At 33.8% G+C, this 22923-nt stretch carries 21 protein-coding genes and 1 pseudogene; 5 read left to right on the forward strand and 17 right to left on the reverse strand.

What is annotated here, in order from left to right; all coding sequences use genetic code 11:
* Positions 1-38: 38 nt before the first annotated feature.
* Positions 39-857: a helix-turn-helix domain-containing protein gene (locus OQ292_RS31825; RefSeq protein ID WP_284688169.1), complete on the reverse strand. Its 819-nt coding sequence runs from the start codon at positions 855-857 to the stop codon at positions 39-41.
* 241 nt (positions 858-1098) lie between these two features.
* Positions 1099-1461 (reverse strand): DUF2200 domain-containing protein, encoded by a 363-nt coding sequence (locus OQ292_RS31830; protein ID WP_284688170.1) that lies wholly within the window; start codon positions 1459-1461, stop codon positions 1099-1101.
* 664 nt (positions 1462-2125) lie between these two features.
* Here OQ292_RS31830 and OQ292_RS31835 point away from each other — a divergent pair.
* Positions 2126-3946: a metallophosphoesterase family protein gene (locus OQ292_RS31835; protein WP_284688171.1), complete on the forward strand. Its 1821-nt coding sequence runs from the start codon at positions 2126-2128 to the stop codon at positions 3944-3946.
* A 102-nt stretch (positions 3947-4048) separates the two neighbouring features.
* Here OQ292_RS31835 and OQ292_RS31840 read toward each other — a convergent pair whose 3' ends face one another.
* The 3 genes from OQ292_RS31840 to OQ292_RS31850 form a co-directional block, all read right to left on the reverse strand.
* The gene (locus OQ292_RS31840) at positions 4049-4747 is read right to left on the reverse strand and encodes a hypothetical protein (RefSeq protein WP_284688172.1); all 699 of its coding nucleotides are present in this window, start codon (positions 4745-4747) and stop codon (positions 4049-4051) included.
* Between the two features lie 323 nt (positions 4748-5070).
* Positions 5071-5931 (reverse strand): EamA family transporter, encoded by an 861-nt coding sequence (locus tag OQ292_RS31845; RefSeq protein WP_284688173.1) that lies wholly within the window; start codon positions 5929-5931, stop codon positions 5071-5073.
* 26 nt (positions 5932-5957) lie between these two features.
* Positions 5958-6566 (reverse strand): CGNR zinc finger domain-containing protein, encoded by a 609-nt coding sequence (locus OQ292_RS31850; RefSeq protein ID WP_284688174.1) that lies wholly within the window; start codon positions 6564-6566, stop codon positions 5958-5960.
* A gap of 270 nt (positions 6567-6836) precedes the next feature.
* Here OQ292_RS31850 and OQ292_RS31855 point away from each other — a divergent pair, with 270 nt between their 5' ends.
* Both OQ292_RS31855 and OQ292_RS31860 read left to right on the forward strand, forming a co-directional pair.
* Entirely contained in the window at positions 6837-7109 is a 273-nt protein-coding gene (locus tag OQ292_RS31855) for a hypothetical protein (protein WP_284688175.1), read from the forward strand.
* An 85-nt stretch (positions 7110-7194) separates the two neighbouring features.
* The gene (locus tag OQ292_RS31860) at positions 7195-7641 is read left to right on the forward strand and encodes a hypothetical protein (RefSeq protein ID WP_284688176.1); all 447 of its coding nucleotides are present in this window, start codon (positions 7195-7197) and stop codon (positions 7639-7641) included.
* Positions 7642-7741: 100 nt separating this feature from the next.
* Here OQ292_RS31860 and OQ292_RS31865 read toward each other — a convergent pair whose 3' ends face one another.
* Both OQ292_RS31865 and OQ292_RS31870 read right to left on the reverse strand, forming a co-directional pair.
* Positions 7742-8683, reverse strand: a complete 942-nt coding sequence (locus tag OQ292_RS31865; protein ID WP_284688177.1) for a nitrilase-related carbon-nitrogen hydrolase — start codon at positions 8681-8683, stop codon at positions 7742-7744.
* A 61-nt stretch (positions 8684-8744) separates the two neighbouring features.
* Complete coding sequence (locus OQ292_RS31870) at positions 8745-9521, reverse strand: helix-turn-helix domain-containing protein (protein ID WP_284688178.1); 777 nt, start codon at positions 9519-9521, stop codon at positions 8745-8747.
* A 356-nt stretch (positions 9522-9877) separates the two neighbouring features.
* On the opposite strand from OQ292_RS31870, the gene OQ292_RS31875 reads away from it, so the two are divergent.
* Positions 9878-11062 (forward strand): winged helix-turn-helix domain-containing protein, encoded by a 1185-nt coding sequence (locus OQ292_RS31875; RefSeq protein ID WP_284688179.1) that lies wholly within the window; start codon positions 9878-9880, stop codon positions 11060-11062.
* A gap of 116 nt (positions 11063-11178) precedes the next feature.
* Here the strand turns inward: OQ292_RS31875 and OQ292_RS31880 are convergent, their stop codons facing one another.
* From OQ292_RS31880 to OQ292_RS31900, 5 genes and pseudogenes are all read right to left on the reverse strand, one after another.
* Positions 11179-12789, reverse strand: a complete 1611-nt coding sequence (locus OQ292_RS31880) for a TlpA family protein disulfide reductase (RefSeq protein WP_284688180.1) — start codon at positions 12787-12789, stop codon at positions 11179-11181.
* A gap of 35 nt (positions 12790-12824) precedes the next feature.
* Entirely contained in the window at positions 12825-13727 is a 903-nt protein-coding gene (locus tag OQ292_RS31885; RefSeq protein WP_284688181.1) for a helix-turn-helix domain-containing protein, read from the reverse strand.
* Positions 13728-13750: 23 nt separating this feature from the next.
* On the reverse strand, positions 13751-14548 hold the full coding sequence (locus OQ292_RS31890) for an SDR family NAD(P)-dependent oxidoreductase (RefSeq protein WP_284688182.1): 798 nt from the start codon (positions 14546-14548) through the stop codon (positions 13751-13753).
* A gap of 218 nt (positions 14549-14766) precedes the next feature.
* Positions 14767-15575: pseudogene (locus OQ292_RS31895) on the reverse strand (IS1595 family transposase).
* Positions 15576-16098: 523 nt separating this feature from the next.
* The gene (locus OQ292_RS31900; RefSeq protein WP_284688183.1) at positions 16099-16551 is read right to left on the reverse strand and encodes a hypothetical protein; all 453 of its coding nucleotides are present in this window, start codon (positions 16549-16551) and stop codon (positions 16099-16101) included.
* Between the two features lie 113 nt (positions 16552-16664).
* Here OQ292_RS31900 and OQ292_RS31905 point away from each other — a divergent pair, with 113 nt between their 5' ends.
* Positions 16665-17090, forward strand: a complete 426-nt coding sequence (locus OQ292_RS31905; protein WP_284688184.1) for a hypothetical protein — start codon at positions 16665-16667, stop codon at positions 17088-17090.
* Positions 17091-17119: 29 nt separating this feature from the next.
* Here the strand turns inward: OQ292_RS31905 and OQ292_RS31910 are convergent, their stop codons facing one another.
* Genes OQ292_RS31910 through OQ292_RS31930 form a run of 5 tightly spaced genes read right to left on the reverse strand, consistent with a single transcriptional unit; the run spans position 17120 to position 22685 of the window.
* Positions 17120-18619, reverse strand: coding sequence for an FGGY family carbohydrate kinase (locus OQ292_RS31910; protein WP_284688185.1), 1500 nt, complete (start codon positions 18617-18619; stop codon positions 17120-17122).
* Positions 18620-18645: 26 nt separating this feature from the next.
* Positions 18646-19605 carry an ABC transporter permease gene (locus OQ292_RS31915; protein ID WP_431733798.1) on the reverse strand — a complete coding sequence of 320 codons (960 nt, stop codon included), beginning with the start codon at positions 19603-19605 and terminating at the stop codon, positions 18646-18648.
* A gap of 11 nt (positions 19606-19616) precedes the next feature.
* Positions 19617-21134, reverse strand: a complete 1518-nt coding sequence (locus OQ292_RS31920) for a sugar ABC transporter ATP-binding protein (protein ID WP_284688187.1) — start codon at positions 21132-21134, stop codon at positions 19617-19619.
* A 10-nt stretch (positions 21135-21144) separates the two neighbouring features.
* The gene (locus OQ292_RS31925; RefSeq protein WP_284688188.1) at positions 21145-21777 is read right to left on the reverse strand and encodes a DUF2291 family protein; all 633 of its coding nucleotides are present in this window, start codon (positions 21775-21777) and stop codon (positions 21145-21147) included.
* 14 nt (positions 21778-21791) lie between these two features.
* Positions 21792-22685: a D-ribose ABC transporter substrate-binding protein gene (locus tag OQ292_RS31930; protein ID WP_284688295.1), complete on the reverse strand. Its 894-nt coding sequence runs from the start codon at positions 22683-22685 to the stop codon at positions 21792-21794.
* Positions 22686-22923: the final 238 nt, after the last annotated feature.

A 22923-nucleotide genomic window follows, 5' to 3' on the forward strand; every position in this document is an offset into this window, starting at 1 on the left:
AAAAGTACAGGGTAGGAATTTTTAAAAATTGTATGAGATTAACATTGCAAAACTTTTTTAATGAATTTTCGATAGGCGCTGGGGTTCATATTTAAGTAAGATTTAAATACGCGATTAAAATGACTTTGATCTGTAAAACCAAGTTGATAAGTAATTTCTGTTAGCGATTTGGAAGGGTCTAGTAAAAGGGGAATTGCTTTTTTAACTTTTTGTTGCCGCATGTATTCACCAATACTCATTGAAAGATATTTGGAAGCAGCTCTTGAGATATGCACTGGATGAACCTTTAGTTCATTAGACAAATAATCTAAACTAAGTGTAGAAGAATCGTAGTGTAGCAATTCTTTTAAACCCTCTACCCAAGTTGGATTCTTTTGAGCCTCAATTTCCTTTTGAGAACTTAGGTTTTCACAAATTTGCAACAATAAAACCTCAACAGATACATCGCTGTAATTATCTGAAAGTAAAAGCTCGCGATATAAATTTGCAAAAAGAAGATGTATTTGAGGATTTTGAATAAGTTGACTACCTTCCCAAACGTCTAGCATAATTCCCTTTTTTTCGAGCCAGCTTTTCTCAAATTCCAGATGGAATCCATTTGCGTCTGGAGAATGTTTAGATCCATAGTGTGCCTCTTGCCAATTGTTAAACATGAGGCTACCAGAAGGACACAGTGTTTTAACTTTTGTATTACAGTCCATCATATTACCATGCAAAACATACATAAAATAAGGATTTTCATGGTAATGCCAATCTGTTTTATCGGCAGTATAAGCATACTGCGACAGCAAAACCCCATTAAAGGATGTCTCTTTATTTTGATTTCCGTAATACTGTCCCTTGGTTAATATTTTCATTGGTAGGTGAGTATGAGTTAGTCTGTTTGACTAAAAATAAGTAGCTATTTTAATTATTTGATTTAAAATGTGATGAAAGGACTATAATCGATATGAAGTGATTTCTTTAATTTATAGCAGAAAATAGGAGTACATGGGATAATAAATAAGATTATGAGTTGTAAATTATTTATCCTTAGGTAATCCAAATTAAGTCCATCAAGTTTACAAATAACTGTAATAGTCAAGCTCTTACAGTTATTTATTTCCTTAGAATTTTATCCATTTTCCGTCCTTTAGCAAGTTCGTCAACTAATTTATCTAAATATCTAACTTTTTGGGTCAAAGGATTATCAATTTCTTCAATACGGTATCCACAAATTACCCCTTTTATTAATTTTGCATTGGGGTTAAGTTCAGCTTTATTAAAGAATGTTTCAAAAGTTGCCTTTTCACTAATTAACTGCTGTATTTGATTTTCATCGAAGCCCGTCAACCATTCTATTACATACAGTAATTCTTGTCTGGTTCGTCCTTTTTTTTCTACTTTTGTAACATAGTGAGGAAAAACAGAAGCAAAAGTCATTTTTGCAATTCGGTTATTATGTTCGTCTGTAACTTTCATTTATAATTTAATCGAGTTTAAATTCATCTACTAAATTTATAGATTTCACAAACAAATTGTATGATACTTAAATATAGTATTCAATTTACATTTAACACCTAATATGTAAATCTCATTGATGAACTGGAAGTAATTACCGAGACTAACTATAATCGAGAAAACCTCATCATTGCACTTGATCGCCAGTACGAAGGTTATGATGAAATTAACAAAGAAATGTGGTTGCTTAAATAATTAATCCCTACCTTAAAAACAATCAGGAGGAGGTTTCGCCTCTTGATTATTCCTCATCAATTAAGTAAAAGTTAACTTCTTGTTATATTAAGATATCTTATTCACCTGTTATACTATTTACTGGGTATTAAGTAAAATAAATACCATTAAAAGGTGAATTATACTGTACGGAAAGAAATTTTAAAAGCCAAGTTAATTGATACTGGGTGTACTAAGGCAGAGTTGGAAGAATTGTATTTCCTGATAAGTAAGTATGGCAGCTCGGAAGAGTTTAATCGAATAGCATTAGAAATATGGAAATCTAATAGAGAAAAATATTTAGATAATTCGGAATCTGAAATTTTATTAAAGGATATAAAGAAAAGGATAAAATGATCTTATAATTGTGGAAGTTTGCAAGTGTATCTTAATACAATACATAATTACTTCGATGAAAAAAATTTATTTGATCTTCTTTATTCCACTGATTTATTGCATAAATGCTTGTACTAAAAGTGAGCAAAAACCTACTAAGCCTCAACAAATTGCCTTTTTGGCAGATGTACACCTAACCAATATTTTCGGTCACTTGTCAGACTCAGAGTACAAAGGTATTGAAAATCCAGCCACCGGAGAATATGTAATTGCAAGAACAATGGCTTCTCAATTACATTCAACCCGCATTTTTAATGAGAACTATTTTGCTTTTATTGCAGCGTTGGATGATATCACAGAAAGAGGTATTAAACTGGTGGCTTTTCCTGGAGATTATACCGACGATGGACAGGCGGTACATGTACGTGGATTAAGAGAAATATTGAAGAAATACGAAGAGCAGTATAATATGCAGTTTATGATTACAACTGGAAATCACGATCCGGTGCGACCATTTCATCATGAAGCTGGTAAGAGTGATTTTCTTGGAGAAGGAGGGAAAAATCAGCCAATATTTAGTAAAGCAAATATGTATCAAATTAACCCTGACACTGATTTCCCAGTAGTAGAAACTGCAGACATCGCCGAAATGGGTTACAAAGGCATTTTGGATGAATTGGGAAGCTTTGGATTTACACCCAATGAAAATTATCTCTATTGGAGCACACCGTTTTCAGATTACAATGTAGATGATTATTCTTTTGAAAAAGCTCGAAAAGCTGCCGAATTATCGAACAGGACCTACGAGGTTGCTCCTGGGTTCACCGTTCCAGATGTTACCTATTTGGTAGAGCCTGTAGAAGATATCTGGTTGTTGGCTATCGATGGAAATATCTATGTTCCTAAAGATGAAAGTGGCGATGAAAATGATCCTGATAGTTATAAGAGTCCAAGTCTGGGTTTCAACAATCTTTCTGATAACAAAGATTACCTAATTAGCTGGATTTCGAAGGTGTTTGAGCAAGCGGAAACTCGTGGTAAAACTGTAATCGCATTCAGTCATTACCCGATGGTGGATTTTAACGATGATGCTTCGCCGATACTCAAGTTATTACTGGGTGAAAACAAGTGGCAATTAGCTCGAGTACCAGAAGAACGCATCGCAAAAGTATTTGCTGATGCTGGAATTCAAATACATGTGGCAGGACATATGCACATTAACGATACAGGAATCCGGACGAGTTCAGAAGGAAACATCTTGGTGAATATTCAAACACCTTCTTTGGCGGCATACCAACCGGGATATAAAATCCTTACTGTTCACTCAGATAATAAAATTGAAGTTGAAACAGTGAAAATTGATTCTGTACCTCGATTTAAAGAATTGTTTGCTCTCTATGAAATTGAATATGATTTTCTGAAAAGTCTAGGTGAAGATAATCTGTGGGATCGATCGATTTTGGAAGTGGATTCTTACCACGATTTTATGCTTTGGCATTTGAAAGAGTTAGTGCGATTACGTTTTTTAAATGATTGGCCAGAACCTATAAAGAGCTTTATTACAGAAAAGAATTTGAGAGAAATTGCTGGTATTATAGATGTGGAATTACCTAACGAGGCAGACCAATTTTTTGGCTACGATTTATTGATAGACTTCTACAAAATCCGAAATGCAGACTTACTAGCTTTAAATGATATTTCGGAAGAACAGTTAGAATTATACCAGCAGCTTATTAAGGCTTATAAAACTGTAGAATCAAAAGATGAACTAACTACTCAGCTCAAAGAATTCTTCGAAATTCTAGATCACTTTTTAAATGGCAAACCTGCTGATCATTTTATGATAGACTTGAGGCAGGGTACAGTAAAAGAATATTTAGAAACCACTAATGAGTAAAAAAGAAAAGTTTGAAGGGATTGTAAAAGTCCCTTCTTCTATTTTACTTTCAATTTCATCTTTAATGTTTTGAATATGAGCGGTATGTTTTCCTAGTTACGCTCAAGTACTTTTTATTTTTTCTTCATCAATTTTATAGAATATAATTTTTTCTGTATCCCAATAATGTTTCTTTAAAAACTTCTTTAAAGATTGAAATTCTATTGGTTTAAAAGACCCATTTTTAGAATAAAATATATCATCACGATAATATACATAATGGATTGCCCAGCCAGATTTATTAATAAAAGCAAGTAGGGCATCATTCGGAATTGTAGCCTTTAAATTTCGCTTCGGACTAGTCGAGAGTTGATGAATTTCTTTAAAATAATTAGCTAAAATCTTATCCCCTGTTTTTCTGCCAATATGTGTTGATTTTCCGAAGATATTCTGGTTAATAGCTTCATTATTATCAAAATACTTTTCAAGTGCATATGAATAACAATTTTGTGCTCCTGTCTTCATAGATAGTAGAAAATCATCTATGTCTTCTTGTGAAGTTAATATTGTACTATCATTAAAAGATTCACGAAGTGCCCGTGTTACAGTTGTATCCATTTTTAAATTTTTATTTTGAATACAAACCTCGATGGTGTCATTAAGCCATTGCATATGCATCACAGTTGAATTTAACTTTATTTCAATTGTATCTAATATAGAAGCATTGATAACAATTGGAGAAGTTGATGGCAAATTACTTTGGCAGTATGCTTGTGAAAAAAGGAAATAAAGTAATGCGGTAGCAAATTTTTTTTTAGGCATAACTATCTTTTTTAAAGGTATTGGATTCGCTTCTTAGAGTTAAATTATCGTTATATCTGTAAACAGAAATTATTTCAATGCAAATAGTGCGTGCTTGTAAGAATCAGTCTAGACTTTGACTCGTATATAAATATAATAGAAAAAGAGTATAATTTACTTGTATTTTGGTGGATAATACTCTTTTCTAAGCTAGAAACCTGCAATTGAATTTAAGAGATAGGCTTATTACTAACCTGCTTTTTATCAAAATTACGGATTTTGGTATTTTTAATTAGATACTTTTAGTAGTCTTTTGATTACAAGCATAAGTCCAAATTTACACTTTACTTGTTGTCTTGTTTTTTATCCTGCGAAATGAGTACGCCAGATATAATTGCTGTTACAGCAGCAATTTCTACGGAAGTGGGAATTTGTTTTAAAACTATAATGCCAATTATTACAGCAGTTGCTGGTAATAAAGCTACAAATAGGGAATAAGTTGCCCGTGATAATTTACTCATTGCCAATTGGTCTAATACATAGGGAATAACAGACGAGGAAATCCCCACACCAATTCCTGCAAGTATGGCAACAGTATTTGTAAAAGCTGGCAATGCACCTTCGATACCCAATGGCGTAATCATTACAGCAGCAAAAATCACAGAGGCACCTAAACGGTCTACTGATTTGGTTTGGGCATCTATAGAAGACAGACGGTGAGCTAAAATAATATATACAATAAAGCAAATTGCATTGACAAAAGCCCAAAAGAATCCTTCAAGCTCACCTTCGATGCGAGCATCAGTTAAAAACCATACTCCCGTTGTAGTCAATGCCAGTGCAAATAAGTTTCGGAATGTTTTTGTTCCTGTTAAGGCTAAGAGAACTGGCCCAATAAACTCAATGGCAGCTACAGTCCCTAAAGGTAGTTTATCAATAGCATAATAAAAGGAGTAATTCATTAAGGCAAATGTAACTCCCAATGCGATTATAAGATACCGAACTTTTATATTAACATGCATAAAAGTGTTCCAAGGTCTTCTCCAAATTGCAAATATTATGGCTGCTGAGAGTATCCTCAACCAAGCTACTCCATCTACAGAAACTCTTGTAAATAATAATACAGCAAAAGAAGGCCCAAGATAATGGAAAATGGCAGAAGCCACAAAATATAAGTGTGGAGGAATTTGATAACTCCAATTCATAAAAAAAGCTTATTTGGGTTCGATGTTTATTTGCTTTTATTTCTTTTATTGAAAGCATTCACTTTATGGCGATTACCGCAATCTTCCATAGTACACCACCTTCTACGCTTATTTTTACTAGTATCAAGAAATAACCATTGACAAGATGGGCACTTTTTAATTCTTGATAAATCTCCTCGAGTTAGTACATCAGAAGCAGATTTGAGAACAGAAAAAAGTATAAGCTCACTCGGTTTTATACCTTGTTGCCAAGACCAAATATAACCACTAGGTGAGGGTGAAAGAATTTGGTGACTATTTGCTTTTTGGGTGAGTAGGCTTAATTTGTGGAGGGCATCATTGGAAATAAAACCTTGTGTGATTTGGCTATTAAAAAGGTTATATAAAAATAATCTTGTTTTTTTTAACTGTTCAAGCTCATTATTAAAGTCTTTAGTTGAATGAAGCAATTGCCTAGATTGGTTACAATCTAAAATTCCAGTTATTTGAGCCCATTGAGCTAAGTTTTCTTCAATATCGAACCATTCGTGAGGGTGATCAGTTTCTCTCCAACTGATTGTGTTAGTAAAATCAAAACAAATCTCACCTCCAATAAGCTTATAAGTTCCTTTGTAATTTCCTGAATCCAAATGCATATTTAACCTTTAAAATAAATTAAGATGGTTAAATATATAAAATACAATTAACCTATAAAAGTTAATTTAATGGTTAATTTAAATAAAGATTATAGAATTGTTTTTTGGAGGTAGTCACCAAACATAACAACTCATCAAATTAAGACTTGACTATTCAATTATTTACAATATTTCTATAATTAGTACAATCTATTCCCAAAAAGGCGTTTTTTCATGCATATAGGTATATTCTATAAATAATAGATTCCTTTTTTAAACTAAAAATTCGCTGTGAATAGAGAAAAATTACTGTTGTATAAAAAAAGACTTAATGCTTGTAGCAGCTTTTATTTACTACTTTTTATTTTCAATACCTGTTCTATTGTCGCTCAAGAAGTAAATCTAGATTGGCTTAAAGCTTCTATTGGAAGTCGTTTAGATTATGCTTATTCTATGAATTTAAATACAGAAGAGAATATTTATACACCAGAATACTTTTATAGAATAACAGACTTTAATCCAAGTAAAGATGGCATCAGTCAGGTATATATTTTATTGAGCTGAATTCTTATGAGTTTTCAGCAGCTAATAAAAGTATTTAATAAGGATAATTAAAGAATAAAAAAATTAAACTCAAAGATCAAGAACTATGAATTATTCAAAAAATCTATTTAGCCTGTTAGCATTTTCATTATTACTTATAATGGTTGGTTGTAAAGATGATGACGATCCAGAACCAGAAGCAGTGAGCATCACGCTCACATTAGAGTCAGCCACTTTAGATGGAAGCACAATAGATCCAGTACCAGATTATACTTTGGTGGTTACTTTTGACAAAGACGGCAACCCAGATGGTTATACAGCTTCTGGATCGGCTACTTACCAGCCAAGTATTGGTACTTCGGGTACATTCAGCATCAACAGTACTGTTGTTACTTTTACAAGTGGCGATGATACCAGATCTGTAACCATTACAGGTGGTACATTAACTAATGAGACAACCAGTGTATCACTGCAATGGGAACTTACCAAGATTGATGATGAAGTTTCAGCAGACGATGCCGGAACCTATGTATATAATATGACTACAAACTAATATAGGATCAATATTATTGGAAATGCTTTCCTGTCTAATTACATAGATAAAGATTTAAATCCAATATTTGAGCCGATCTAAATTGTTTAGATCGGCTTAATTATAACCAGCTAACCTTCTGTTCTGAATTATGTTCTTTACCAATAATATTTTTGTAAAGCTCAGGTTTTCGTGCTTTAATATATCTTGTGCCTCCGGCTTTTTGTATGGCCTCTGGCTTTAGTGTGGCAATCGCGATTTCATTTTCAAACGAGGTACATTCTGCTACAACATCTCCATAAGGGTCTATAATCATAGAATGTCCATTTTTAAGTTGGTCATCATCCATCCCGATAGGATTCGAAAATACGGCATATATACTGTTGTCATAAGCTCTTGCAGGTAGCCATTTCATCAACCATTTTCTTCCTTTCATTCCTTCAAACTCAAGACGTAATGAAGTTGGGTCATTTTCTCTGTTCTCCCATAGTTTTGGGTCAACAAACCCTGCTCCAGGTCGGGTAGAAGGGGTGCACATTGTAACGTGTGGCATAAAAATGACATCGGCACCCAATAACTTTGTAGCTCTTACATTCTCAATCACATTGTTGTCATAACATATTAAAATTCCACATTTCCAACCATTTATATTAAAAACACAATATGAATTTCCTGGCTTTACATGTGGGTTAATAAAGGGATGTATTTTTCGGTATTTACCAACAATACCGTCTTTATTTATACATAAATGAGCTTTGTAAATGTCTCCCAAACTATCTTTTTCAAACATTCCAGTTAAGATGTGAATGTTGTATTCTTTTGCGATTTCTTGAATTTTCTTTACTGTTGAACTTTCAGGTAAAAATTCTGCAAGATCAAATATCTCATTTCTACTCAAATTTCTAGCAAAAGTATAACCATGTATCGAGCATTCATGGAATGCAATAACATCAGCTCCCTGGACTGAAGCTTTTGAGGCCAGTTTTTTAATTGTGGCTATGTTGGCATCTTTGTTTCCACTAACATTTTCAAATTGTGCTGTAGCAACTTTAAGTTTGTGCATGTTGTTTTTTATTTTCAAATCTCTATGAGAATACCCTTAGATAATTGTAAAAAACCGACATTTATAATTCAATTAGGTTAACTGCTAATTTTGATGACCTTAAGTATTCTTTTGGTGTTATTCCTGTTAATGCTTTAAAGTCTTTTACCAAGTGAGATTGATCGTAGAAACCAGCTAAATAAGCGTTTGCCGTTAGGTTTTCTGTGTTTTTTAAAAGGTCAATGAAATAGTGTAAGCGGGCTATTTTAAGAAATTTTTTAGGTGATAAACCAATTGTTTGAGAAAACAGACGCTGTAATTTCTTTTCATGAATAGCATAATTGTTAATTATATCTCCAATGGTGTATTCTCCTTTTGAGTGTATAATATCATATACAATTTGGTCTATAAGTATTTTTTCTTTTGGAGGTGGCAGTAACTCTAAGAAGTGTTTATTAAGAAGATTGATGATGTTAAGGATGGATTTTGAGGATGCAATTATTTCGTGTAATTCTATTAAATGTTTACCCAAAACATCTTTAGCTTCAACGATACTGTTTTTAACTTCTGAGGTGGGTATCTTTGAAAAATAATATAAGCCATATGGCTGAAAAACTATCACTAATGCTTTGGTACCTTTTGAAAACTCTAAATCTACAAAGGAATCGAACTGTCCAAACAGAGCAGCATGGGGGATAATAACATTATTTACTAGAATATAATTATTGTTCAATGTAAATACTAATCCGCAATTTCCATTACTAAAAAGCCTATATCTATTCTCATTTATGTTGTTACTTTGGAGAAATAAATAGTGCTTAATGTATTTAGATAAGTTTAAAGGTGCTTGTATTTGCATTGGTTTATAACACTTTACTTAATTAAAAATATAAAAAATAAGTAACATGGAGAAGGGCATAACCAGAACTTCATTTTTTGCATAAATCTGTAAGAGTATTTATAGATTCATTTATCATCAATTAACCGAAATATCAACATACTAGATTAAATCTAATTCAGAGAATTTGTCTAAAGGATTAACTTGATAAGTTAGAAAAAGCTTGATTGATAATTTTAAAAGTGGAATAAGTTTTCTAACATTATCAAAAATATACAAAAACATTTCTAGGGCTAAAATACGATTTCAACCAGCTTGAACTTTGCATTCATTTTGGTTAGGATACTTTAATGCATTATTAAACTTAGAAAGATTTGATGATTAAACAACTTCAGCGAGCAACTTTGCAAAGCCAAGGGATACGAAGCAAACAACCATTTGGAAAAGGTAAAAAAGCGGTATTATCTGCATTAGAACATCTGGGCTATATTCAAATAGATACTTTAGCAGTTGTTGAACGTGCACACCACCATACTTTATGGACACGAGTGCCAGACTACAAAATAGAATATTTAGAGCAGTTGGTAGAAGATCGTAAAGTATTTGAATACTGGTTTCATGCTGCTTCTTACCTGCCAATTAGAGATTTTCGCTATGCTATACCTCAAATGCTTCAGTTTAAGAGGGGAGAAACTCGCTATTACAAAAATGTCGATCCTAAAACGCTAAGTTATGTAATTGATAAAATTAGGTTAGATGGTCCGCAAAAAACAAGAGATTTTAAGACTACAGAAAAAAGAAAAGGAAGTTGGTGGAACTGGAAACCAACTAAAGTAGCACTTGAAAAACTATTTATGCAAGGTGATTTAATGATATGCGGGCGGAATGGCATGGAAAAAATCTATGATTTAACCGAAAGAGTATTACCGAGCACAATTGATACAACTGAACCTAGCCCGATGGAATTCGCTGATTATTTGGTAAATACCTATTTACGCGCTTATGGTTTTACAACTGTTAAGCAGATAACACATTTAAAAGCAGGTAGAATTTTGCGAAAAAATGTTGAGCAAGTTCTACTAAATATGATTGAACAACATACTGTACAAGAAGTAAAAATCGATGGATTACCTACAATTTTTGCGCTCAGTACACTCTTAGAAAATAAGGTCAAAAAATCATCTTCGCATATTCATTTGTTATCTCCTTTTGATAATTCAATTATACATCGAGATCGTGCAGAACAACTTTTTAATTTTGATTACAAAATTGAGTGTTACCTACCTAAAGAAAAAAGACAATATGGTTATTTTTGTTTGCCTATTCTATTTGGAGATGAATTTATCGGTCGTGTTGATTGTAAAGCACATCGTAAAAAGAGTGTTTTCGAGATTATACATTTACACATCGATAAAAGACAAAACGATGTTGGCAATTGGTTAGAACCATTTATTAAAACTGTACAAAAATTTGCTATTTTTAATGCTTGCCAGTCTATTAAAATATCTAAAGTGAGCCCTGCAAATATTACAGACATTTTAAAAAGTGCATTAGAGATATAGGTATAAAATGAGTTTAGAACTGTAGCTAGATGATTATAGACATTTACCATTACATGGCATTCCTATTACAGGGATTTGTTGTTAAATAAGAAATGTTGATCAGCTTAATTGGGTAATTATAATGATAACTTATTAAGTTGATCAATTAATTTGTTGCGATTACTTGGTCTTGCTGCATCTGACAATATTATTTTGCCACTTTTATCGACAATGGCATATCTGGGAATTACGCCTTCTCTACCACCAAGAAACGCCCACATATCTTTAATCAGAATTTCATCTGCAAGAACATGATAGCCTTCTAGTTGATTAAACTTCATGTTTTCTTTCCATTTCCTCTTCCATTTTTTTTTATCAATCGAAATGTAAAGTACAGTTATTTTTTCTTTGTCTATATATGGTTTAAGCACACTTTTATACTTAAAGTCTTCCACACAAGGGGCACACCAAGTAGCCCAAACATCAATAAAAACATTTTCTCCTTTAAATTGCTCTAATAAATCAAGAAAATGTAAATACTCTGTTTCGATCACTTTGGCTCTGTCAAACTGCTCAGAAGAAGATGTTACATAAGCTTCTAATTTTTCTATTTCATTATCAAATTCAGAAAAGTATTTAGAATTAGGGAACTGTTTTTTCATTTGATGAACAGCATAAAGCAGAGTCGGTGAGTAAAATGTTTGTGTATTAAGAAATCGATTAAGATTTTCGAGTTTATAGGCAAAGACTACGCTACTATCCAACAATGAAAGAGAATCTAACAAACGGAGTTTAGGCTGCAACAATCGTTCAATTACTAGTTCATCATTTGAGATAGTTGCTTGACTTAACTGTATGTCTTTATAGTTTTCCAATGTATATGTTAAATTCGAAATAAATTCATTGAACTCAAAGCTGTTTGCTGTCGGCTTAATGTTATTGGTTATTCCTGTAAAAAAATCTTCTGTTAGCTTTATCCATTCATCATTGTAAATTGTGTGAGGAACAATAGGATTTTCATTCAATAAACTATTTTGTTCTATCCTTTTTAAAAGCATTCCATTGAGAAAAACACTTCCGTAAAAGGCTCGAACTTGACTAGTTAAAAACTGCTTAATTTCTTCAGTTTTTTGGGATTTTTCTGGATGTTCTATAAGTAATTGGTTACTTAGTTGATTAATTTGTGTGAGCTCTATTTGAGTTAATGAATCAATATAATCAACTACATCTTTAGGAGTAGATAACTTTTGAACCATAAGTGAAAGACTGCAACCTGAAACGCGGAAAGTAGAAATTGTAGACGTGCGCATAGAGTTATTATTGAAACGATTTATTTCCGCAAAATCTCCTTCAATTACTTCAAGAGCCAGTTGTTTTATAGAATCTCTAACAAAGTCAATACTTTCGCGACTTCGATTCTCAGCTTCAGGGAATTTGATTTTATTCTGATCAATTTCAAAGTTAAGTTGGGAGTTTTCATCATGAATAAAATGAAAAATTAAATGCTTAAAATGTATTCTAGTGGTTCCTACTCCTTTGTTTATATATTCAATTTTAAATCTTCCATCTTTATTTGGTTTAACTACTTTAGATTTAAGTACAGGGGATAAGATTCCTTCTTGCGTAGCTTGATAATGGATTTTTGAATCTCCATCATAATTTTTGATTTTCCCATTAATTACAACCTGAGCAAAGCTTACAAAAGTGAAAAAACACAAACAAATTAGAATAAATATGAATTGTTTCATCTGAATAAAATAATAAAATAAAGGTAATTTATGTATTAATGGAATCGCATTCTAAATTCTGTTGGACTCGTATTGGTTTTGTTCTTAAATAACTTGCTAAACGACTGCGAATACTCAAACCCCAAATCATAGGCTATTTCACTTATAGAAAGTTCGGTGGTTGAGAGTTTTTCCTTAGCTTTCTCAATCAGTTTGTCGTGAATGTGCTGTTGTGCCGTCATTCCAGTGATTTGTTTTAAACAATCACTTAAATATTTTGGCGAGCAGTTTAACTCAGATGCTAAAAACTCTACAGACGGCAAACCTTTTTGAACAGATGAATTTTCAAAGTAATGATTCAAAAGCTGTTCTATCTTCCCTAACAAACTGTTGTTGACAGCTTTTCGAGTAATAAATTGACGATTATAATAGCGATTACAATAGGTAAGTAATAATTCAAGATTAGTAATTATCACCTCTTGGCTGAAATTATCAATAGGTAAATAGTATTCCTTCTCTATCTGCCGCAGAATAGTCTCTATTGTCGTTTCCTCATCTTCTGATAATATCAATGCTTCATTTACAGCATAGTCAAAAAATCCATATTCTTTTATTTTCCTATCCAAAGAAAACGACCTTAAAAAATTGGAATGTAGAGTGATTAACCAACCTGTTTTTGGGAAAAGCCATCCTGGATCTAAAATATTTACCTGTTTAGGTGCAAAAAAAGATAAAACACCTTCATCAAAATCATAAGGAGTTTGCCCATAAACTAATTTACCTGGGCAATCTATTTTAAGGGCAATTTGATAAAAATCAAAGATTACCCGAATTTGTTTTTCGACCGTGTATTGGTTGATGTCTTCAAATCTTAATATGCTGAATAATGGATGTTTCGGTTTTGAAATCCCCATTAATTGATGACATTGTGCTATATTTTTAACCCTAATTGTTTCCATAACCAATACTGTTATAAATATAATTATTTTAATCCCATCTGATTTCGCTTTTGTTTTCCAAATGTCTTGGCAATAAATCGCTGAGACATTAATCCAGTCATTTTCACGAAAAATCTATTCTTACTTCCAGATACATGAAACACTTTTTCTTTTCCAAATGCAATCATTAATTCATTAGCAACTTCTTCAGGTGTTTGTGTATTACTGTTTGCTGTAAGAGTTTTTCCCCAGTCATTATTATTTTCTTTGGTATTCATGAAATTGGAGGTAGTAAGCCCCGGGCTAAATAACATTACTTTTACATTATACGGTTTACATTCTTCAGCAAAAGAATAGGTAAATGTTTTCAAAAAATGCTTTGAACCAGCATATACTGCCATATAAGGACTTGGGATAAAGGCAATCATAGATGCAATATTGATTATATATCCACTCTTTTTAGCGATCATATCTTTTACAAAATAGTGAGAAAGCGCTACCAAACTGGCATTATTTAATTGGATAATCTCAAGCTCACTATCTAAAATGTTTTTATAAAACTCGCCAGAAGACCCCTTACCTGCATTGTTAACCAATATATTAATGGATAAACCTCTTCTTTTGCTTTCTTCATAAATGAATTGTGGCGAATTTTTATCACATAAATCTGCTGTTATGTAATGTGCTTCTATTTTGAATTTTACATGAAGTTCAGAGCAAATAGTGGATAGTTTTTCTTTGTTTCTTGCTACCAGCAAAAGGTGATGTCCTTTTGCTGCAAATTCAAAGGCAATGGCTTTTCCTATACCGCCTGAGGCTCCTGTAATCAATGTTACTTTCATATCTGAATAACTATTTATTTGAAAAGACAAATTTCGCATGTTTACATCTGTCAGAAGTATCCAAAAGTCGGAATATTGAATCCATATTTCTGCTGATTAGTAGATGTTTATAGTGAAATAAGGATGTATTACCTGAATACTATACAAGAAATTGCTATTAACATTAAATTTGAGTTGGACAAAATAAATAAAATGATACTCGGCAAACTAACCCCAAGCTAAGTTAGTGTACAGGCTACCAATAACCTATCAAAAATCTTGTTACCAAAATAAGTCCTGTTCAATTTATAGCAGAACTCGTCCAGATAATTTTGTAGATATTCAGGTCTTACATGATGATAGATACCCTGCAATACTTTTTTGGCATTACCTATTGCCGTATGTACCCAAGGCAACTTGATATGTGCTTCCTTTGAGGATATCTTCTCTGTCCGCATCTCCTTGAACTCTTCTTGCAAGGCACGATATGTTGGATAACCATCGGTAAGCATCTTGGCGTCCCTACATGTTCAGTCTGGGCAAAAACGATGGACATCGTCTGTTTCTGACTGCCACGCCCCCGTTTCCTCTCATCAGACTTTTCCTCCTCTTCTACAATGGTCTCGAAAAAGCCCTCGTCTATCTCCACCTCACCATGACTACCCAGAAGGTAACAGTTGTCCCTTGTACCCATGGCGCTCCTTATCTTGTGCATCATCTGCCATATCGGTTCATAGCGATTATGCCCCAGTTGGCGTTGAACATAATAAGCAGAACAGGCTTTTTTTGTACTGCCCATCAGGTACATGGTGATGAACCAATAACGGAAAGGCAGCTTGGAGGATTCCATGATCGTACCACTACGGAGGCTCGTACGGAACCTGCACGTATTGTCTATGCACTGGTACATCTGCTTACCTTTCAACCAATAGTGTGCTGTGCCACCGCATTTCTTGCACACAATGCCCTGTTTGTCACGTATTTCCTTGAACTTGTGCCTACAAGCATCTTCTGATCTATAATAATCAATAAATTTTATCAAATCCATTGTAAGCTTTTTATTTACAAAATAAGGACGCTGCTTCGTAAGCTATTTACGCTGTGGTATCTTTACGGAGTATCATTTAATATTTAATTTCTAGAGATAATAGATAAACCAAAGTAAGGAGTGATGAAAAAAGTATTAGAAAAATATTTATTTCCAATTATAACTATTGCTCTCGCAGTACCTATTTATAATTCACTTATATCTTTTTTTACAAGCAATTCTTATGAGAATTATTAATCATATAGAGGCACAATTTCAAAATTGTTTTTTGTACCTTATAGAGGAAGTTATCAAGTAGAAGTAGAGTACAATGAGACGAATTGGTTAAGTATAAATAAAAAGCATCTATCAGCTATTGGAGAACGAAATAACCCAATATACCATGATGCTTTTTAGGAGATTCAATCATTAAAGAAAAATATAGCATGATTATCACACTTAAGAGGGCAGATACAATAGTAAACCAATACATTGAGCAAGAAAATCATAGCTACCAAAAAATTCAAGAATATAATCTTACTGATCATTCTCTAATCTCTAAATCAAATGGGTCGATACTAGTTCCGATTTTGGTACATAGTTTTTCCAATTCAGTTTGATCTAGCAAAGCAATTTTGAAACAGCGAATTAAAAAGTAATAAGCTGCATCAACTAGAGCTTTTCTTGCTTCTTTTAAATCTGTGCTAGAAGTTCTAATTGGAGGTTTTGGAGTACCATCACTCAATTCACACTTTCCACCACACATCGGGCAATAGTCGTATACTTCTGTGCCATGAGCTTCTATCCATGCTTGTTGAGCATCACGAATATTTGTAAACCTTTTGCCGTATTCATCAATAGCATTTAGGGCAACTTGTACTTCATCTATCCAGAATTCTATATTAGCAAATTGTCCAACAACATGATGCGTATAAGCAGTAGTAAATTTCCTTAATTGTTCTGTTACAAGCTTGGCTTTTTCAATTGTGTATATCATTTAGTTTTTTGTAGGTTTGAATAAGTATAAATTAGTCCACAACTAATTATTGACTTGTACTATATAAGATTTGATACTGTTCTAACAAGAATAAATTCATAATAATTGATTGAATGAAAAATAAAAAAGTTTTAAATATTATCATATTTACTCTTTTAATAGGTATAGTTCCTGTATATAATATTTTCGATTATTGGACATCTACCCTTGAGCAGAGATATACATATTCCTCATTAAGTGTGGGTATTCCATCTAACGGTGGACCTTATGCTGAATGGGAAATAAAATTCAAAGGGAAATCCTACCTTGGTATGAGTCTGGCACCTGAAGATTATTCTGATAAAGTAAGGAAAAAATACTATGTTAAATTTCCTGTAGAATACCCAAGCCAGAGTGTGATGCTTTTTCATGCTCCAGTACCAGATAGTATACCAGAGCCTCCTCCCAATGGATGGACGCTTAAAGAATTACATAAGATAGACCCAAGATTTAAACCTGATCCCGACTACTTTTTCTTTGAGGAAGGTTTATCTAATTAATAAATTACATACTCATAAAAACGTCTTTATCAAACCAAAACATCACTAATTACCTTTTGCCATCCAACGTACGCTTCTTTAATGGAATCGGTATCTTCCGAAGGGATGAAAACTTGGGCTTTGTTGTTTTTAGGGAAATCTTCTATGTTTTGCCAAATGCCAGCACCTAATCCAGCTATTAGCGCAGCACCATAAGCCGAAACATCTGTAATGCCAATATTTACAACTTTGGTACCTAGCAAATCCGTTAAAAAATGCATGAGAAAGCCATTTTGGGTGATGCCGCCATCTGCTTTCAATTCTTTTAATGATGTCTGTGCCTCTTGCTCCATCACACTTATCACATCCTTTATTTGATAGGGGATTGACTCCAAAGCAGCTCGAACGATATGCGATTTATTAGACTTAAAAGTAAGTCCATGGATAGAAGCTTTCCAGTTCATTTTCCAATGTGGTGCGCCCATGCCACTAAATGCAGGGATTATGTATACACCCTCGCAACTTTCTAAAGACTGTGCAATACTTTCTGTTTCAATGCTATCTGTTAAAATTCCCAACTGCTTTTTTAACCATTCGATGGTGGCTCCACAACTTACAATTACTCCTTCTAAAGCGTAATTGATGCGGTTTTCTATGCTCCAACAAATGGTAGTTACCATTCCGGAATTAGAAGATACAGGTTTGTTTCCCGTATTCCATAAAATGGAAGAACCTGTTCCGAGTGTTACTTTTGCTGTCCCTTCTGAGTAACAAGCTTCACCAAACGCAGCAGCATGTGAGTCACCAATCATTCCGGTAATAGGTATTGGGCGATCAAATATTTTTTCAAAATCGGATACACCGAAGTGGCACGAAGAATGGCAAACCTCAGGTAGATTTAATTTACTTAGGTTGAATTTGTCTAATAAAAACTCATCCCACTTAAGCTCAAAAATATTGTAGAATAAAGTTCTACAAGCATTGGTATGGTCTGTAATGTATTTTCCACCATTAGTAAGCTTATAAAGTAACCAAGTATCTACAGTACCGAAGTAAGCATTACCTGCTTCGATTTTCTCCCTCACACAAGCATCATTTTCGTATAAATGAATCAGTTTTGTAGCCGAAAAATAAGGGTCGATTTTTAAACCAGTTCGTGATTTTATTTCACACTCTAAACCTTGAAGATGTAATCTATTACAAGTCTCGATAGAACGCTTACATTGCCAAACAATGGCTTGATGCAGTGGCTCACCATTTTCATCCCAAACCACAAAAGTTTCCCTCTGATTGGTAATACCACAACTCACTATATTGTGAGTTTGATTTGGATATAAAGCTTCAAACTGCTCAGTACAGGTTTTTACTGCTTCTATCACTGTTTGATATATCTCAATAGGAGACTGTTCTACATAACCCACTTGTGGATAATAAGATTGAAGCGGAATGGTAGTTTTTGTGATCAGTTCTCCATCTTGATTAAAAACTATCGCTTTTGTACCGCTTGTACTTTGATCAACAGTCAATATAAATATTTCTTTAGAAGACATCTTTAGAGAATTTAAGCTTTAAAAAATCAATCGTCTTTTCTACTTGCTTTGTCGAGAATAACAGCTACGAGTATGACCATGCCTTTTACAACTTGTTGCCAAAAAGGAGAGACATTGAGCAACACAAGTCCATTGTTGAGCACACCGATAATTAATGCACCTTGTACAGTGCCTAAAATTGTTCCGCAACCACCAGATAGGGAAGTACCTCCAATTACCACAGCAGCAATAGAATCTAGTTCGTAACTCAAACCTGCATTGGGTTGGGCAGAGTCTAAACGGGCAGTAACGATTAGCCCACCAATAGCCGACAAAGCTCCGGCAATCGTATACACCCAAACTTTTACATTCTTAATTTTTATACCTGAAAGACGAGCTGCACTTTCATTACTTCCAATGGCATAAATATATCGACCTAATTGCGTGTAGTTTGTTATAATGATGGCAATCCCTACAATAACAGCAGAAATCCAAACAGGCATCGGGATACCTAAAAACCAGCCAGTGCCTAAAAAAGCAAAACTAGGATTTAAACCCGTTATCGGATAGCCGCCCGTCCAAAGCATGGTAAGTCCGCGAGCAATGGTAAGCATAGCTAATGTTGCTACAAAGGGAGGAACTTTGAATTTTGTAATCATAAATCCATTGAAAACACCCAAACCACTACCTACAGTAGTACCAGTAACTACAGCGCCCAACAATGTGAATCCTATAAACAAATTCATCGATTGGAATTCGACTCCATACTTTAAAAGGCCTGCTGCAATGGCACTACTCAATGCCAATATAGAACCAACAGATAGATCAATTCCGCCAGATAAAATAACTAGCGTCATGCCTACAGAGATACAGATATTTACGGAAATTTGCCGCATTACATTCCAAGCGTTATCCACTGTCAAAAACTTGTCTGACATAATAGATAGCACAATGCAAAGCAGCAGCAGGGCTATTATTGATTTAAATTGAGCTAATTTTTCTTTCATTTTCATATTTCTTATTTAATAGCAGCCGTCATTATAGCATCTTCGTTAGCTTCTGCACTTTTAAATTCAGTATCTATCTTAGACTGACTCATCACTAAAATTCTATCTGAAATGGTCATTATTTCAGGTAGTTCCGATGAAACTACAACCACAGCCAATCCCTCTTTGGCAAGTTGCTCTATCAAATGATATATTTCGTTTTTGGCATTTACATCGATACCGCGAGTAGGCTCATCTAAAAAAAGTACTTTGGGGCAAGTGGCTAACCATTTTCCAATAACTACTTTTTGTTGATTACCACCACTTAAATTTTTAGTGATGTTCTTTTCAGAAGTGGTTTTTATATTGATTTTGTTGATGTAATACTTCGCAAGTTTACACTCAAGTACATCATTCAGAAAGCTACTTTTTACAACTTGTTCAGTATCTGCCATGCTGATGTTTTTAGCAATATTCATTTGCAGTACAAGCCCATCTTTTTTACGATTTTCGGGCACTAAACCTAAGCCTGCTTTTATCGCATCACACACAGAATTAATCTTCACTTCTTTTCCTTCGATGTAAATTTTACCAGTTACTCTGTTGGGATGCAGCCCAAATATAGCTTCGAAAAGTTCTGTGCGACCTGCACCCATTAAACCAAAGATGCCGAGTATTTCACCTTTTCTAACACTTAGAGAAACATTTTGCACCCAAAAGTCTTCGGTATTCAGATTCTTGTAAAAACTCAAATCTTCAATTCTCAGAATTTCTTCCCCATAAGGTATTTTTGTTCTTTGAAAAGTGTTTTTGATATCTCTACCTACCATAAAGCGAATCAAATCTTCCTTTTTCACATGAGATACATCTTCGATTTTGCCCACCATTTGCCCATCTCTAAGAGCAATAAACCGATCTGCAATTTTGAATAATTCATCAAGTTTATGGGAGATATATAAAATAGCGACATCTTTCTTCTTAATGTCTTCAATAATTCGAAACAAGATTTCCACCTCAGAATCTGAAATTGCCGAAGTGGGTTCATCCATAATAATAACTCGGGCATTTAATGAAAGCGCTTTTGCAATTTCAATGAGTTGTTGTTCACCAATTCTAAGTTTGCTCACTTTTGTCTTGGGATCGATATTAAAGTCTAATTTTTTTAGCCATTCTCTAGATTGAGCATGCATGGTCTCATAATCTAGAAAACCAAATTTGTTGACTAGCTCACGGCCTAAAAAGATGTTTTCTGTGATGCTTAAATAGGGGATAAGGTTTAATTCTTGATGGATAATTGCAATGCCTTTGTCGTTTGCTTCTCGCGGAGTTTTAAAACTAACTTCCTCTCCATCCAAAAATAATTTGCCTTCATAGGTATTGTAAACTCCAGAGAGAATCTTCATCAATGTAGATTTTCCTGCACCGTTTTCTCCTACAATCACATTTACTTTCCCCTTATACACTTCGAGGTTTACCTGATCTAAAGCGACTGTTCCAGCGAACTTTTTGGTAATGTTTTGGGCAGTTAATATCGGCTGTTCTGCGGTCATATAAATTGGATTAAGGATTATTAGAAGTGATTGCTAATGAAATGGGGATTACACGAAGTTCATCAGTTTGTTTTTCTTCGATATTTAATCTGAGTGCCCCTTTAAAATTGACCGATTGCCCTTCTGAAACCTGTTTCATAAAAGGAGGAATGATCTCATTTTTTACTATGTGATTCATCTCGACTGAGATATTGTTAAAATCCATTGTATTCGCATAATCGCTAATACTTACCAAACCAGAAGCATCTCGAAGGGTATTTCCAAAAATAAAATCAGTGGCTAGAAGAATGCTTTGGCTGTCTAAACCTTCAATGTCTAATCGCACATTTTCATCTTCAATGGCTAACACTTTTCCTTTGCCTTCGAGCATAAAGTATCGATAATTACTCACGCCAAGTGTTTTTCCATGTTCTTTCGTAAATGAATTAAAGTTGGAATCGAGTTGAGCAAAATATGCTGAAGCTTCTAATGCAGGCACATTATTAATTTGAGTTTGCATTAATTCTTGGGCAAAAGCTTTGGGTGAAAAGTCCTCTTTTGTTTCTGACAATTTCTTTTCATCCAATGCTTCGAAGTACACAGAATTGTAAGCAATTAAGCATATCAATAAGATACCAACAGCGATTTTGATTCTTTTAATCATTTCCTATGCTTTTATCATTTTATAGCAAATTTCTCTATGTTGTTTTGCGTAACTACTTCGACTGCAATAGGAATTTTCTTTTCAAAATCCTTATTTCCTTTGATGTATTGGTCTGCAAATTCTGCGGCTTTTTGAGCCATAAGTTTTGGCGATTGCATGGCTGTCGCTTCTATCTTGTTATCGTTAATCGCTTGAAGAACATCATCTGCACCATCAAAACCGAAAATCATAATACTTTCGGCTTTACCAGCAGCCAACAAAGCTTGATAAGCACCCATTGCCATGGCATCGTTTCCACAAAATACAGCATCAATATTTGGATGAGATTGTAAGATAGATTCCAACACTTCCATTGCTTTGTTGCGGTCGAAATCTGCACTTTGTTGTGCCACCATTTCAATTTCTGGGAAGTTATCTACCACACTGTGAAAACCTTTTGAGCGATTCCATGTGTTGTTGTCGCCAACCAAACCCAGTAATTCCACATACTTGCCTTTTTTATTCAGCTTTCTCACAAAGTATTGTCCCAGTTCTACACAGCCAGAAAAATTATCAGACATAATTTGGGTTGCAGCCAAATCCAATGAGTTAATCTCTCTATCCATACAGAATGTTGGAATGCCTGCTTCCTTTGCACGCTTTACATTAGAGACCGAACCTTCTGTATCTGTTGGGTTAAAAAGGATGGCAGAATAACCAGCCGAAATTACATTCTCAAAATGTTCAGCTTCTTTGGCGGTGTTATTTTGTGAATCGAAAATGGTGGTTTCGTAACCAAGTTCACGCGCTCGTTTTGCAGCAGCTTCTCCCAAAACCACAAACCAAGGGTTATTGAGTGTTGAAATGACAACGGCTATTTTCTTATTCCCCTCAGACTCTTTTCGAGACTGGGAACAGGAAATAAGCATCAATGTGATTAAAAAGATAGTTAGATATTTCATTTTCAATATTTTATGTGTTCTTATTCCCTTATTATTTATAAGGTTTGGTTTTGGAAGACATCTAATTACTTATTAAATCAGATAGCGATCCAAATTGATAATTCTTATGATAGTTTGTTATAAATGAGTCTAATACAAGACTTCATTATACAGTAATTTAAAAAAAACGCTACAATTTTGGTAGTTGCATCATTGAATTTCTAAG

The sequence above is a fragment of the Chondrinema litorale genome, from assembly GCF_026250525.1.
In the GTDB taxonomy this organism is placed as follows: Bacteria; Bacteroidota; Bacteroidia; order Cytophagales; family Flammeovirgaceae; genus Chondrinema; species Chondrinema litorale.